Annotated in this window: 13 protein-coding genes and 2 pseudogenes; 3 read left to right on the top strand and 12 right to left on the bottom strand. The window is 52.9% G+C overall.

Going from position 1 to position 14,193, the window contains the following annotated elements; translation table 11 throughout:
- Positions 1 to 139: 139 nt before the first annotated feature.
- The 12 genes and pseudogenes from JCM12539_RS11590 to JCM12539_RS11535 all read right to left on the bottom strand — a co-directional run bounded on the left by JCM12539_RS11590 (position 140) and on the right by JCM12539_RS11535 (position 12,622).
- Positions 140 to 1,177, bottom strand: coding sequence for an AI-2E family transporter (locus JCM12539_RS11590; protein ID WP_054651658.1), 1,038 nt, complete (start codon positions 1,175 to 1,177; stop codon positions 140 to 142).
- 79 nt (positions 1,178 to 1,256) lie between these two features.
- Entirely contained in the window at positions 1,257 to 1,847 is a 591-nt protein-coding gene (locus JCM12539_RS11585; protein ID WP_054651657.1) for a TetR/AcrR family transcriptional regulator, read from the bottom strand.
- 295 nt (positions 1,848 to 2,142) lie between these two features.
- Positions 2,143 to 2,600 (bottom strand): annotated as a pseudogene (locus JCM12539_RS11580) (universal stress protein).
- Complete coding sequence (locus tag JCM12539_RS11575; RefSeq protein ID WP_054651655.1) at positions 2,590 to 3,867, bottom strand: carboxylate--amine ligase; 1,278 nt, start codon at positions 3,865 to 3,867, stop codon at positions 2,590 to 2,592. The pseudogene JCM12539_RS11580 and the gene JCM12539_RS11575 overlap by 11 nt, the downstream one beginning before the upstream one ends.
- Positions 3,868 to 5,062: 1,195 nt before the next feature.
- Positions 5,063 to 5,560 (bottom strand): hypothetical protein, encoded by a 498-nt coding sequence (locus JCM12539_RS11570; RefSeq protein ID WP_054651653.1) that lies wholly within the window; start codon positions 5,558 to 5,560, stop codon positions 5,063 to 5,065.
- Between the two features lie 968 nt (positions 5,561 to 6,528).
- Positions 6,529 to 7,455, bottom strand: a complete 927-nt coding sequence (locus tag JCM12539_RS11565) for a DMT family transporter (RefSeq protein ID WP_054651651.1) — start codon at positions 7,453 to 7,455, stop codon at positions 6,529 to 6,531.
- 51 nt (positions 7,456 to 7,506) lie between these two features.
- Positions 7,507 to 7,629, bottom strand: coding sequence for a DNA-3-methyladenine glycosylase I (locus JCM12539_RS15695; RefSeq protein ID WP_500778467.1), 123 nt, complete (start codon positions 7,627 to 7,629; stop codon positions 7,507 to 7,509).
- Positions 7,602 to 8,069: a DNA-3-methyladenine glycosylase I gene (locus JCM12539_RS11560; protein WP_054651649.1), complete on the bottom strand. Its 468-nt coding sequence runs from the start codon at positions 8,067 to 8,069 to the stop codon at positions 7,602 to 7,604. Before JCM12539_RS11560 ends, JCM12539_RS15695 begins: the two co-directional genes overlap by 28 nt.
- A gap of 154 nt (positions 8,070 to 8,223) precedes the next feature.
- On the bottom strand, positions 8,224 to 8,679 hold the full coding sequence (locus JCM12539_RS11555; protein WP_054651647.1) for a universal stress protein: 456 nt from the start codon (positions 8,677 to 8,679) through the stop codon (positions 8,224 to 8,226).
- Between the two features lie 233 nt (positions 8,680 to 8,912).
- On the bottom strand, positions 8,913 to 10,811 hold the full coding sequence (asnB, locus tag JCM12539_RS11550) for an asparagine synthase (glutamine-hydrolyzing) (RefSeq protein WP_054651645.1): 1,899 nt from the start codon (positions 10,809 to 10,811) through the stop codon (positions 8,913 to 8,915).
- 308 nt (positions 10,812 to 11,119) lie between these two features.
- Positions 11,120 to 11,998, bottom strand: a pseudogene (locus tag JCM12539_RS15635) (TPM domain-containing protein).
- 9 nt (positions 11,999 to 12,007) lie between these two features.
- Positions 12,008 to 12,622, bottom strand: coding sequence for a LemA family protein (locus tag JCM12539_RS11535; protein ID WP_054651640.1), 615 nt, complete (start codon positions 12,620 to 12,622; stop codon positions 12,008 to 12,010).
- Between the two features lie 227 nt (positions 12,623 to 12,849).
- Here JCM12539_RS11535 and JCM12539_RS11530 point away from each other — a divergent pair, with 227 nt between their 5' ends.
- From JCM12539_RS11530 to JCM12539_RS11520, 3 genes are read left to right on the top strand one after another with little or no spacing between them, the layout of a single operon-like run.
- Positions 12,850 to 13,230, top strand: coding sequence for a hypothetical protein (locus JCM12539_RS11530; protein ID WP_054651638.1), 381 nt, complete (start codon positions 12,850 to 12,852; stop codon positions 13,228 to 13,230).
- A complete protein-coding gene (locus JCM12539_RS11525) occupies positions 13,220 to 13,507 on the top strand; it encodes a hypothetical protein (RefSeq protein ID WP_054651636.1) in 288 nt (95 codons plus the stop codon). Before JCM12539_RS11530 ends, JCM12539_RS11525 begins: the two co-directional genes overlap by 11 nt.
- Positions 13,504 to 13,797, top strand: coding sequence for a hypothetical protein (locus JCM12539_RS11520; protein ID WP_054651634.1), 294 nt, complete (start codon positions 13,504 to 13,506; stop codon positions 13,795 to 13,797). Before JCM12539_RS11525 ends, JCM12539_RS11520 begins: the two co-directional genes overlap by 4 nt.
- Positions 13,798 to 14,193: the final 396 nt, after the last annotated feature.

Raw genomic sequence — 14,193 nt, 5'->3', positions numbered from 1 at the left:
CTGCCCGAACTTGGCAGGCGGGCTCAAAGTCGCACCGGAAACTCGCGTACTTTGCGAGTTGGAGGTTTCGCCCCAGAAGCGGTCATGACTGAGCGGTTCACAAAGCCGCAACCCTACCACCGCTTTGCCTGCACAAACCCTACTCCTTCGCCGCCGGGCGCGGCTTTGGTGCGTGGCGCTGTACGCCGAGGATGTCGAGTAGGAAGGTGAAGACCGGAATCCCCACGATTAACCCCCACGTACCCCAAATATGTTCGGCAAACAGCAACACGACGAAGGTAAAGAAGATTGGCAGCTGAGTCCGGCTGCTCATGAACTTAGGGTTGAGTACGTACGACTCCAGGATATGGATAATGATGATCATCACGATAATGGTGACGACATCCTGCCAGCCCCCCACCGTGTACGCAATAATTGACAGTGGCACGACCGAGATAATGGCCCCCGCAACCGGAATTAATGACAGCAGGAACACCATGATTCCTAAACTAGGTATATTCGGCATCTTCATGAAGATAAGGGTCACCACCGTAATTACGGTATTGACCATGGCAATCACGATTTGGGCCTCCAGCACGACACCAAACGTGTTTATGAACTTCTTGGCAAAGAAACTGACGTCCTGGAAGAACCAACCAAACGTCGAATCCACAAACTTCTGGCCGAATTCATTCAGACGGTCCAACTCAATGGTGTAGAAGAAACTTAGCAGTAGTGATAGCAGGAAGGTAATAATCATGCCACCGATACTACTAATGGCGCTCAGCAACGTGGTAACCGAATCCTGTAATTGTTGCTTCAGGTTGAGGGAGGACAGTTGCTTGAGGCCCCACTGAATTATCTGGTTGTTATCAAAGGCCTTGCTGTTGTAAAAGTCGCTGACGGAATTAAATAAATGGATACTCTGCCGCCCAATCATTGGGGCGTACCGGGTAATCGCGTAATATAGCGCCGCCAGTAACAATAAGTAGACTGGGATAACGACAAATAGTGGCCGTAACCGCGGTATCACCCGCTGCACGCCACGAATGAGTCGCACAATCAAAAAGGTAAAGATAAACGTCAATAAAATGGTACTCATGAGGCTGCGGACTAACCACAAAACCATGATGATGACTAGTAAAACCGTGAGCCGCCGCACTCGCGTATGTTGGACAAAACGTTGATATGGGGTCATCCGAGTCCTCTACTTTCTTCATTAAACAAAAGCCGGAACCGTACAAGCGTACAGTCCCGGCGGTCAATTCTTTGGTTAGTTAGTCTTCTTTAGCCGTCGAGTTAATGGCGACGTCAGAGATATCACGTGGAGGCTGGGCCGCAAGGTGCGCCACTACGGACGTCAAAACCGGAATCGGCGTGGTGAAGTCTTCGCCAATCCAGCGGACCGTGACCGCGTATAAGCCGGACGTCACGAATGACTGCCAGAATTCCGCGTAGGTGCCGGTAAACCACGGACGCTTGACGTTCTTATCGAAAAACTTGCCAACCGTACGGGCAAAGGCGTCGTGCAAAATCTGGTCGCCACCAGATACAATTGCGAGCCGGAACCGCGCCGAGTGATCCCGCACAAATTCGAAGTAACGCGGAATGATGTGCTCCGCGTTGAGCGGCTCGATATCAGCCAACTGGTCAATTAAGTGGTCCATTTGTGAACTAAAGTAATCATCCAGGACGTCCTGCTTGGACTTATAGTTGCGGTAAAAACCCATCCGGGAGATCCCCGACCGCTGCGAAATCGCGCTCACCGTAATCTCGTCGAGCGGTTGATCCTCCATCAGCAGGAACAACCCTTCCTGGATACACTCGCGGCTAAACGCTTGCTGTTCACGCGTGTACTCAGTTGCCATGCCGTCACCTCCAATACAGTCGGTACTTGCTTGCTCTTCATTAAACCACACTTTAACGTTACCGCCAACACATCCGTGACACGAACCCTTTACGTGTCACGGATACGCCCCGCCAGTGGTGTAACGGTCGTTGGCGGCCATTCACATTCACCAAGAGCTAAATTGTGAACAAGATATTTATAACACTTTTACTGTATTGGAAAAATTAAAATTCCGATATTTGACGATTCAACTTTGCACCGTAGAGCGATGCGGCCGCCAACACGCTCGGTGCTGACGGCCACTGACGTCAATCTTAGCGGACCACGATGACGCTCGACTTCGCGTTACGGGTCACAAACGCCGAAACGCTGCCCAGGCGGTGGTTGGACGCTCGTGCGTGCCCACAATGATGAGGTCGGGCTTAAATGCCGGTGCCACCTCTTCGACGATGACCCGACCCGGCTTACCCTCAGCCACAATCGGTTGGGCGTCCTCCACCCCAAACTGCGTCGCCTTGTCGACGTACGTGTCGAGGTGATGCGTAATCTCCGCGCGCCGTTGTGCTAACACATCGGGTGACAATGACTGAAAAATATTCATGTCACCAGTCTCCAGCACCGACACGATACCCAAAGGGATACCGTACACCTTTGCTAACGTGCAGGCGTAGTTGAACGCACGCCGACTAGACTCGTCGTCATCATCGTCAACCGCCAGCAATAAGCGTTTAAAGTGTAGTGATTCAACCTGAAATTCTTCTTCAGTTGCCATTAGTTGCCTCCTCGAGGTTGCTCTTCATTTCTGCAAAATAACGTTTATACAGTGTATTATACCCGAAAAACAGTCGGTGTATGAGCAACCACCGGCGAATACTGAAATCTCTTGGTTCAAATAAGGTTGTACCCACACGCCCTTCATCCATCAGTCTGAGAGCACGTTCCTTCAAGTGGCCGTCCGGTGCATAGCGTTTAAAGAGCCGCCGTGTGACCCCCAACCACAAATAGGCGCGACGAGGATCGTCATTGGCGTAAACCGTATCGAGCGCGTCGAGATCGTGCGTCACGTAATCACGCACTAACCACTCGGCAACGTTATAGCCGTTAAGGGTCACAAAGTACCCGCTTCGTCCCGGGCGCATGTTAATTTCGAGTAACTTGTACGTTTGGTCCCGGTAATCAAACTTAATGTCAAAGTTGGCGATACCGGTGTACCCGACACCCTCTAAGAAGGGCTGCACCAAGTCATAAAGTTGTTGGTCAAATTCCGGCAGCATCGCCATCACGTTGCCCAAAGCTGCGGGTGACGGGTCAACCAGTAGCGGGTGCCCTAACGCCATCAGCTTGACGTGATGCTGAGCGTCAACGTAAACGTTGAGCACACGCATATGACTGTCATCCCCCGGAATGAAGTCTTGCAGCACCAAGTCGTAGCGGTAATCCTGCTCGTAAATCCGGGCCACAATAGTGTTTAACTCCACCTGTGAGTGGATGGTAAACACCTTTTTGCGCCCCTGGAAACTGATATCCAACCACTCCACGGATTCCGTGGGTTTCAACATGACTGGAAAACTGTACGGTGACGTAATGGATACACCACTATCATACATGGCGCGGGTAATAATTTTCGTATCGGGATACGGCAGCCCGTACTCCGCACACAGGTTATAAAATTGCTCTTTATCGTTTAGTTGTTTCATCAAGCTGTAGTCGACGCTGGGACAAACAAAGTACGCACTCAATTCTTCTTTGTGCCGCGCAACCAACTCCGCGTACGTATCGGTGCACGCAATCAATAGTAGTGGTCCTTGCTGCGCGTGTGCGGCAGCAACTTTGACCATGGCCGGCACAAAGGCCGTATCGGAGTCCAATTCTGGAATAATGTGGACGTTCACGATGCGCGACCACTGTGTCGGTGCGAGTTGGCGACGAGCATATGTATCGACCGGTTTGCCGGTTAGTGAGTAGAAGTTGCGCGCCATGCCGTAAACGGTGGCGTCGCTGCCCAGCAAGATCGGCTGATAGTCGTTCGGACTAGCCATAAACAATCTCCCTTTGGTATCTTCCTGATCAATAGTGCGCTTCCAGTATAACACAGGGGCGGCCTCACGCTAGTAAGCGCTTGCAACGTGAGACTAAATTATCCCCCGAAGGCACCAAAATTTACCGGTGCACATTAAAAGACCCGGGCACTTCTCAAAACCCGAGTCTTTAAGTTAAGGATGCATCACACACGGTTAGAAACAACTGGTATTTTGTGATACTTACACCTCTAAACAAATTTTATTCAACTGGTTGGTAATACCCTGCGTGTTGACGCCCGTCTACCTCAAATACTTGGTTTTCGTTTGATCTCTACAGGATCCGTTTAATTAACGGTTGTCACCACGTTGGTCATTCTGCTGGTAAAACACATTGGAACAAACCGGATAAATCGTTTTGCTGACTATGCTTCAGCACCCCTCTCGGTGATGAATCGTCATCTACAACTGTTACCTCAAACTACTGTTGGCATCGGAATCAAATCCCCTCTTGACCACGACCAGCTTGCCACTGCAATAAATACTGGTCACTGACGCGGTACCAAAACTCGATACTCTGTGCGCTTGGTTATTCTGGTTTCGACCTGTAACACTAGAGGTACAAGTAACTGTGATGCTTGTTGTGCCCTACATAGCTTCCCCCGCAAAGATGCATTTGCGGTTTTGACAACGGCGTCGTTACGCGTTAATCCGTAACTTTACCTCAACAGTTCTAACTCACCTACTCAGTCGGCTACGCTTCACACGCTTGCCGTGACACTTACAACCCCATCTGTGGGTTGTGGTACTCCTGACTATTCTGCTGTACCTGTTAAATGCTCATCGTGGATCAACCTACTACCGACTTCTTCACGTCTGCTTCAGGCTACCACTCCGCGCCGTCGTCCGTTTGGCAATTAAATAACCACCTCACTTCACAAAACCATGGTGCACAACTACCGCTTGCTGCCCGGCACCATTTGCCACGGGTTACCGGACTATGAGAAGTTAAACTTGGCTAGCCCTGTGTGGGTACCGCCTCCTTAACTACAACCTTATTATAGCGTGGGTACCGCAGAAATGCAAGCGCTCCCATAAAAATATTTAAGTCCCGTTTTATGGGTATAAAATCACACATACTGCTCAACAACGGTGGCTCCAGCGCACCAAAAAAGGCCGACCAGCAGTCAGCCCTGTGATGTAACGCTCAGCGTAATTATTCTGCTAGCTGCCAAGACCTCAGTCGCTGCGCCGCGATGGTCAACGACACGGCGGCATCCGGTGACAGCAATTCCTTGACCTGATCGTGGGCACCAGTACCCAGCACTGCGCCGATAACTTCCAAACCAAACTTGATCAACTCCAAGTCCTTCTTGGCGGAATAGGCACCGTCCACGACCGGCGTCTCGTGGTTGTAGGTGAAGTTAACCTTGTCACCGCTAATCGACCCGTCTACGTGGTTCACCATGATGCGGTCATCGGTGGTAACCAAAGGAGCGCTATCACCCAGCAAGCTCAACTTGTGGTCCGACTCCCCTTCCAGATAAGCCTCCTGGTTTAAATCCGGATAGCTGGCTGCTGGATTCTGTAACACACCCAGATAATCGACCGCTTCGTTAATCGCGTCCGCATTTAAAACCGTTTCTTTGGCCAACAACTTATCCGTATCGGCCTCCAACTGGTCGGCTAGAGCCGTAACACTAAATTGATCCATGATTGTCCTCCGTTAATGCACAATATCTGCGTATATTGTACCACAAGGCTAAGTTCGGCCCAAACTGATTGTTACCGTAGTGGTCGCCGGCAGCGTTGGCCGAACCGGTGAGCTGCGGCTTACGTGGGGTGCTCCATGGTAATCCACTGCTAGGGCGAAGGCTCCAACCCGCCAGCCGCTATTCTGAGCCTGCCCGGAAACCCACCGGTCAGTCTCAGAACTAGTCGCGTTCTAACGGCTAAAGCCAATGGAGCTCTCGGACTGCTGCGCCATTCCTGCGAGAAGCAGGCAGTAAGCGCTAAAGCGCAAACTGACTGTGTTCCCCGGCAGTGGTTACCATTCCGACCCCACACGCCTCCGCTCACCGATTCGACCGACGCGGCCGCCCGCTACTGTGGAAGCCACGTCACCTTGCGTGACGCGTACATCTCAAACGATATGCTAGAGCTGCGATAGATGGTTGTGGGCGCTACCAACTAAATATTCGTTTGGGGGAGGTATTACAGTCCATCACTGTAGTTACACTGTAACGGTTCGTATCCATACCTAATAGTGTTGGAGTGGTAGTGGAGGTCGACTGCGGCATTAATAAATCTCTACGCATGTGTAGTCCTGGCCGGTGGGGGCCGTGGGGTGCGGAGACGACTGGACCCGGAACGGTGACCGCTGTTGGGGCTTGCCGCCGTTCGAAGCGAAGCGAGTTACGGCGCGACGAACTTAGAGACTGACTGCCCGCACTTGGCAGGCGGGCTCTAAGTCGCACCGGAAACCGCGGTTTTTGCGGTTGGAGGTTTCGCCCTAGCAACGGTCACCGTGGAGCGGTCCACCAAGTCGCAGTACCCCACGGCCCCCAACCGGCCAGACCCGCCACACGGAGCCATCACGCCAGTACGACCAGCCACTAGCAGCGGTCCACCAAGTCGGAGCACACCACGGCACCCCCGGCCAGACCCGCCACCCGTCACATTTTATCCATCTTCATCCACTCCCGACCGGTGTGGCGGCGTCTTGGGCGTCAGCACGCCCATTAGCCCCACGGTGAACAGGATAATCAGTCCACCGACCGCTTCCCAGAAATCGAGGCGTAAATGCATAAACAGCACACCCGCAACCACCGCTCCCAGTGGTTCAAAGGCGTCCAGTAAGCCAACCACGGTTGGAGCAACGTAGCGTAGACTCACCAGGTACATCGCGTACGCCAAAATGGTCCCAAACACTAACACAAAACCATATGCGGCCCACATTACGGTGGTCATAGCGGGTGTACGCTCCCAAAACGGCCGGTAAGCAGTAATAACGGCTCCACCAATCATCATTGACCATGCCGAAACCGCCACGCCCGAGTAGTGCGCCAATAACCATCGAGGAATCAACGTGTAACCTGCCGCTGCAACGGCCGCCAATAACCCCCACCACAGTGCCTGCGGTGAGATTGCCAACTGGGTCACACGCCCTTTGGTTACTACTAATAGCGTCCCCATCATGGCCAAAGCAATGGTCATAAAGTCCGCCCGTCGCGGCACCGTGTGGGTACTCACTGCAACCCACCCCAAAATGAGGATGGGAGCCAAATACTGCATAATGGTGGCCGTAGCCGCGTTCGACACCGCGACCGTCTGAAAGTAAATTAATTGCATGGTAATCATGCCGAAAAAGGTAAACAGTAGCAGCTGCACCACAGCTTTGCGGCTACGCCAAACTGCTAGCATACCGGACGGATCGCGCACTAAACAATACAAGCCTAAGACAATCCCGCCAAACAGCATCTTGCTACCAATCAGCCATAACAAATCCACCCCGTGGCGAAATAGGTACTCGCTACACGGACCCGATACGCCCCATAGACCCGCGGCCCCGCCTGCGAGCAACATACCCCACAACCGTCGTTTTTGCATAACCACACCCCCATGTATAGGCCTGATTATACGCCGCCCACAACGCCGAACCTAGCCCGTCACGACCACGCGGTTATCAATCACCCCCGCTCCCTGCAAGTAATTATGCATAATGACCGGACCCACAAAGGTAAACCCGCGGCGCTTCATGTCCTGACTGACGGTGTCCGCCAACGGGGAGCGCTGCGGTAAGTCGTGGTAATCCTGCCAGTGCCCCACCTGCTGGCACCCACCGTAAAGTGCCACACGTATGCATCCAACGTACCCCATTCTGCAATTAACGTTTGCAGGGCGCGCGCATTGGTGATAACCGCCGCCACTTTGCGCCGGTTCCGCATAATCCGCTCGTCCTGGAGCAACCCATCAACCTCAGCTGGTCCCATCGCCGCAATCCGGTCCACATTGAGATCCGCAAAGGCGGCACCGATACCGGCACGCTTGCGCAAAGCCAACTGCCAGCTCAGACCCGCCGCCATAATCTCTAGGACCAGCAATTCAAAGAGGTAGCGGTCATCATGACTAGGCTGACCCCACTCCGTGTCGTAGTAATGCCGCAGCTCTGGCGTGCGGTTCGGCCAGAAATCCTTTGCACGTGCTAACTCTAACTGATTCATGTTCGTTCACCCCATATAGTTTGCCATCAGCGTCATGTGTAATTTCGCCAAAATAGCAGTGGGGACTACGAATTAAAATCGATAACAAAAAAAATCCCTACGGCCGAAGTAACCCGGCTGCGGGGACTAGTTTTTGCGCATTATCGCGCCCAATTTAATTCTTCGGTGCGCCTTTGACAATCAGCACGTCACATGGCGCCGTACGGTTCACGTACTCCGTCACGCTACCGACCAGCATGCGCTCAAAGGCGTTGAGCCCGGTAGCACCAATGATGATGATATCCGACTTGTATTCGTGTGGAAAATCGGTCGAAATAACGTTCTTGGGGTTACCAAAACGCACGTGGATGTGCACGTCCGTGACGCCCTCATCCTTAGCGCGTGACTCCAGGCCCTCAAGGTACTCTTGCGCGTCCTGGGTCAGCTGATAAATGGCGTCGCCAGAAATCATACCGCCATAGCTACCAATGAACTGCTTGGTATCAAGGACGTTGAGGATATCCATCCGAGCGTGGTTGGCAACGGCCACCTTGAGCGCCTTTTGAAAGGCCAGGTCAGCCTCTTGGGATCCGTCCACCGGAACTAATAACCGTTTGTATTCTTGTTCCATTCCAATCACTCCCTACTTGTTTGTACCTTAAGCATACGGCGACGCCCGCCCAAAAACAAGAGAAACCGCTTCATTTACTCACGAAAATATAGCGCTGTCATAATCCTTGTGACCGGCGCAATGCTCGCGCAACTGCATGCTGTCATACCGCTTAACATAACGGCGACCATTTTTTTTGAGTCTACACAAAGGGGGCCACCATTATGGTCGCCCCCTGATACGCACCACGAAAGTTAGTCGTCGTTGTGCGTTGTTGCAATTAATTCATCCACAAAGACTTCTGGATACTTGCGTTCGATATAAACTTGGTGCCAAACCATGAAGGTCAGGACCGTCCACACTTTGCGGGAGTTGTCCGCTTTGCCTGCACGGTGGTCCGCCAACAACTGACGAACGTAATCCTTGTTGATGTAGTCGTCCACCTGGGCCTCGTTGATAATGTTATCAGCCCAATCGGCCAGCTCATTCTTCAACCAGAAGCGGATAGGCACAGGGAACCCGAGCTTACGACGGTACAACACGTTGTCCGGCGTGAAGCTTTCGGCCGCCTTACGCAGGATGTACTTCGTCGTCCCGTGAGCCACACGCAGGTTCGCCGGAATGGTCCGGGCAAACTTGAAGACTTCCTTGTCGATAAACGGCGTCCGGAGTTCGAGGCTGGCAGCCATCGACGTCCGGTCCGCGTTCAGCAGCAAGTCACCAACCAACCAGGTGTGCATGTCAATGTCCTGCATCCGGGTAATCGGGTCGAGTTGTGCGTTGCGACCGTACAGGCCACTAGTCACTTCCGTGTACGGGTAGTCGGGGTTGTAGTGCTCCAGCAACTGACTCTTTTCGGCCTCACTGAAGATTTTGGCGTTACCCACGAAACGCTCTTCCAAAGGCGTGGTGCCACGCTCCAAGAAGCTCTTACCCTTCATCCCGGTAGGCATCATGTGTGATACACCGCGCAGTACGTGGTTGACTGGCCGTGGCATGTGTTCAAACATGCTCAGAGAATTGGGTTCGTTGTAGATTGTGTAACCACCAAAGAATTCGTCGGCCCCCTCACCCGTCAGCGCAACTTTGCAGTACTTACGGGCCAAACGGGTCAGGAAGTACTGGGGCACTGCGGCCGGATCCGCTAACGGATCGTCCATGGCGTACACGAAGCGTGGAAAGGCCTGCGCAAATTCCTCTGGCGTGATCATCTCGCTGATGTTCTCTACGTCCAGACGTTCCGCGGTTTCCTTCGCAACGTCAATTTCGTTGTAACCTTCACGCTCAAAGCCAACTGAGAAAGTCTTAATCTTAGGGCTGAGTTCACGCGCCAGCGCAACGATAATGGACGAGTCCACGCCGCCGGACAGGAACGAACCCACCGTCACGTCGGCACGCATGTGCTTAGCGACGCTGTCGCGCAACACGTCCGCGAGGTCCCGCGCGACTTTGTCCTCATCCGTCATGGTCTGGGGCGCAAAGGTTGGGTTAAAGTACTGGGTGGTCTTAAACGCCTCGCCCGGTTTCTTGGTGAAGTAGTGGCCGGCCTTCAGCTTGTGCATGGATGGCGTCAAGCTCTCCGGATCCGGCACATACTGGTACGTCATGTAATCTTGCAGGGCCCGGTCGTCAATGGAGCGGTCATCCAGCAGGCTGAGCAACGCCTTCTTTTCGGAGGCCAGGTACACGTTGCCGTCATCCGCTTCTGAGTAAAACAGGGGCTTAATCCCAAAGTGGTCACGGGCACCGTAAACCTCGTGCGTCTGGGTGTCCACCAGCATGAAGGCGAACATACCGCGGAGCTTGGAGGCTGCCTTCTCACCGTACTTCTGGTACATGCCCAAAATAACTTCGGTATCGCTATCGGTCGTGAACGTCTGGCCGTCAGCCTTCAGTTCGTCCCGCAACTCAATGTAGTTGTAGATTTCACCGTTAAACACGATCCAGTAACGCTGGTTATCGTGGGATAGCGGCTGACCACCATGACTCAAGTCGATGATACTCAACCGGCGAAAACCGACCGTAACGTCGTCATCGTGGTAGTATCCCTCATCGTCGGGCCCACGGTGGGTCAAAACTTTGTTCATGTGCTTCACATCGGACAATTGTACTGGCGTACCGTCCTGATGAATAACGCCGACAAACCCACACATATTCGTTCAACTCCTCATTTACATTAAACAACATTTGTTAGCAATCACTAATCCTGGCCGCAACAGCTACCCCCGTGAGTGCGGGGCAACGCTGAATTTAGTGGATAACAACGGCCTTAATACCTTAGAAATAGTACAAGAAAAACCGGATAAACGCAATGTTTGGACCGCTCTGCACGCCTGCGTTAGCATAATTGTAACTTCTGCGTGACAAAGTTAAATATCAAGGGGCTGTGAGGCTCCCGAAATATAACGATGGCCCAGTGGCAATCCCGCACTGAGGATTTTTACTGGGCCATCATTATATGCTAGACGGAGGCACCGCCACCGCCGCTGGAACCGCCACCGAAGCCGCCGCCCCCAAAACCGCCACCACCGAAGCCACCACCGCCGAAACCACCGGGTCCACCCCAGCGGTCATCAGGCGACTACGACGAGTGCCGTCCAGGCTCATGCCCAGTAATAGCCACGGCCAAACGCTACCACGACGCGCCCGCCACGGCCTGAGCCACCGGAACCACCGCCAAATAACACCGCGATGATGATAACTAGGATGACAATCGCCCCGACCGCCTTCACGATGAGTCCGGCAGCACTGCCACCATTATCGGAGCTAGTGGTGCGCGCCACGCGGCTTTGTGTGCCGTCCGCGCTCACAACTTTGTAACCATAATGGCGACTAACGACTTCAGCCACACCTTTGAACACCGCCCGCAGCCCGCGGTTGACGTTAGCGGCCTTGCTGGATTTAAGGTCGCTCAGGTGCGCGTTCAGCAGGTTGGCGGACTTGGCGTCGGTCATGTACGCTCCATGCCGTAACCAACCTCAATGCGCACGTTATTTTTGCCACCATTTTTAGCAAAGAGGATGAGGATGCCGTTGTCCTTTCCCTTTTGCCCAATGCCCCACTTCTGGAACAGGTCGGGCGCGTAACTGTCAATGTCATCCCCACCCGTACTCTTAATGGCTGCTAGTACGACCTGCGGCTTGGCCTTCGTGGTCTGATAGTAGTCATTTTGTTTGGTCACCAGCGCGGTGGTTTCCTGATCCAACAGGCTAATCCCGTCGTAGTAATTCGCGTCCGGTTGTGCTGGTAGCGTAGCGGCACGCACCGCCGTCGTCCCCAGCGTCAACAGGGCGAGGCCTAACGCAAAGGCGGTAACGACCGTCCCCCAGAGTCTACGCATCGCACGTACCTACTTTCCGCTAGTACTACTGCTAGAAGAGTCAGTGTCGAGGTCAACCGATGGTGTGCTGTTCATAGCCTTACTGTCGGCCTTAAAGTACGCCTTGGTTCCCTTACCCATCATGTTGGCGATAATGTTCTTCGGGAACGTCACAACCTTGTTGTTGTACGTCTGCACGGCTTCGTTGTAGCGCTTGCGTTCAACGCTAATCCGGTTCTGTGAGCCCTCAAGTTGGCTCATCAACGTGCTAACCTGCTTGTTGCTGTTCAACGTTGGGTAGCTTTCACGAATCACAGAAATTAACGTGCCCACGCTGCTCGTCATCTCGGCGGTAGCATTGGCTTTATCCTTGGTGGAACTAGCGTTAGCGTAATCTTTACGCGCGTCCGCAATGGCGCCAAAGACCTTTTGTTCCTGCTGCATACTCCCCTTAACGGAGCTAACCAGGTTAGGAATCAGGTCGTACTGCCGCTGCGTAACGTTTTCCACCTGGCTCCACTGTTCGGTCACCTTCTGGTCGGACTTAACAATCGAGTTGTACGAGCTGATACCAAAGATGGCCAAAATAACGACCACGGCCGCCACTACGATTCCAGCGATGGCACCCCCACTTAGCTTCTTCATATTGTACTCTCCTTATATACGGGGGACATTAACCGTCACCCCTTTGAATAGTTATATTGTACCTTGTTCCACGCAAAATTACTCGGTCCAAAGACCTAGATGCCGGCATAAATTAATTAGTAGTATTTCTTTAACTTTGTGGGCCGTGTCATCATGCTACAATAACGTTGTGAAAGCGTGCCAGGGGTTGGTCCGTTACACTGGGCGTGTAGAGGAGGAAAATAACAATGAAGAAGAAATACATACTCACACTGGGAATCGCCGTACTACTTGTTTTGGGCGGGTGCGGGGCTAAGCAAAGTAGCTCGGATCAGTCCAGTAGTAGCAGTAGCTCGCAGCAGGTCACCAAAGTGGCGTACCAAAACCTGAGCGCCAAGCAACGCAAGCAGGTATCATTCCGCTTTCAGGCGAAGAGCGACGCCGGCAGCGATACTTTGTACAACGTTACCGCCAAGATTACAAATAAAACCAAGCGGGCAATCACGTTCAAGCGGTCGGCGTTCTTTATCGACCAAACTGCTAGTGGCAAAACCATCAAGGCGGACGCTACCGGACGGGTAACGGTGCAACCGGGTAAAAAAAATCACCATCAAAAAGTTGTTTATTGACGTTAACGTCAGCGTCTTTAAGGGTGCCGGAACGTTCTATTACCTGAACACCGACTACCCGCTGGCGTACACGTACCACGCCCACCAGGGTTCCGGCACCACCGCAACGAGCCTCAAAGACAGCGCGGCAAAGGCTGCGCAAAGTCAGGCTGCCACTACTACCAGCTCAAGTAGTAGCGCAGCGACAAGCAATTCAAGCAGCAAAGCTACCAGTGCCAATGCCAACAGCACGAGTGTTCTAGCAACTCGAACGCGACTGCGGGCAGCAGTACCGTGAACAGCAAAAACCTGACGCAGTCCCAACTGCAGGCATGGGCATTCAAGCATGCGTCCGCAGGTTACACCTTTGCCGTTACCCCCAACGATTTCACCTTCACCTTTGGCACTAATAGTGACGGGGAAGCAACCGTCACTGTGGCGGAGAACCATAGTTCAAGTAACATGCAGGCACAAAACGCGGACCCTAATACCAACCCAACAGTAGCTAGTTACACCGTGAACGCACAGGGCGAATTGGTTAACACCTACACACAGCAGGTGGTCGCATCAACGTACGACGCCAACTAGGACGAATTGCAACCATTTTTTTTGCATGTTTTGCGTTGAGAATGGTAAGTTCACCCAAAAACGTCAATGTTCGTTGACGGTATTGAGGGCGACATTATATACTTTAAGAGTTGAAAAGAGGCCATTGGGGGTGTAGCCCCAACGGCCTCAACAGTTCAGAATGATCTTGGTGGATCAGGGTTAACCCTTGCGGTTAGCCTTTTTTTATTTCTCGGTAGGCACGCGCTAACCAGTAGCAAGCACGCGCCGCGATCAATAACGCAACGGCCGCCGGGACCATTACGTCCACCTCGATTCTTCCTTTTCATCATGATTGGCATCTCCGTTCAGATGGGATATTTGAGGGGTACCCCAATCATTCGGAGAACTGTTCAGGGCCGCCAACGCAAGTGCGCT

This window comes from Lacticaseibacillus pantheris DSM 15945 = JCM 12539 = NBRC 106106 (assembly GCF_001311175.1).
Lineage (GTDB): Bacteria > Bacillota > Bacilli > Lactobacillales > Lactobacillaceae > Lacticaseibacillus > Lacticaseibacillus pantheris.
Note: the sequence above shows the minus strand (reverse complement) of the source record. Positions and strands in the feature narration are given on the sequence as shown.

What these genes read in the sequence shown, in the direction of transcription:
- JCM12539_RS11590 (WP_054651658.1), bottom strand. Translation starts at nt 1,177, where the DNA reads ATGACCCCATATCAACGTTTTGTCCAACATACGCGAGTGCGGCGGCTC.
- JCM12539_RS11585 (WP_054651657.1), bottom strand. Translation starts at nt 1,847, where the DNA reads ATGGCAACTGAGTACACGCGTGAACAGCAAGCGTTTAGCCGCGAGTGT.
- JCM12539_RS11575 (WP_054651655.1), bottom strand. Translation starts at nt 3,867, where the DNA reads ATGGCTAGTCCGAACGACTATCAGCCGATCTTGCTGGGCAGCGACGCC.
- JCM12539_RS11570 (WP_054651653.1), bottom strand. Translation starts at nt 5,560, where the DNA reads ATGGATCAATTTAGTGTTACGGCTCTAGCCGACCAGTTGGAGGCCGAT.
- JCM12539_RS11565 (WP_054651651.1), bottom strand. Translation starts at nt 7,455, where the DNA reads ATGCAAAAACGACGGTTGTGGGGTATGTTGCTCGCAGGCGGGGCCGCG.
- JCM12539_RS11560 (WP_054651649.1), bottom strand. Translation starts at nt 8,069, where the DNA reads ATGAATCAGTTAGAGTTAGCACGTGCAAAGGATTTCTGGCCGAACCGC.
- JCM12539_RS11555 (WP_054651647.1), bottom strand. Translation starts at nt 8,679, where the DNA reads ATGGAACAAGAATACAAACGGTTATTAGTTCCGGTGGACGGATCCCAA.
- asnB (WP_054651645.1), bottom strand. Translation starts at nt 10,811, where the DNA reads ATGTGTGGGTTTGTCGGCGTTATTCATCAGGACGGTACGCCAGTACAA.
- JCM12539_RS11535 (WP_054651640.1), bottom strand. Translation starts at nt 12,622, where the DNA reads ATGAAGAAGCTAAGTGGGGGTGCCATCGCTGGAATCGTAGTGGCGGCC.
- JCM12539_RS11530 (WP_054651638.1), top strand. Translation starts at nt 12,850, where the DNA reads ATGAAGAAGAAATACATACTCACACTGGGAATCGCCGTACTACTTGTT.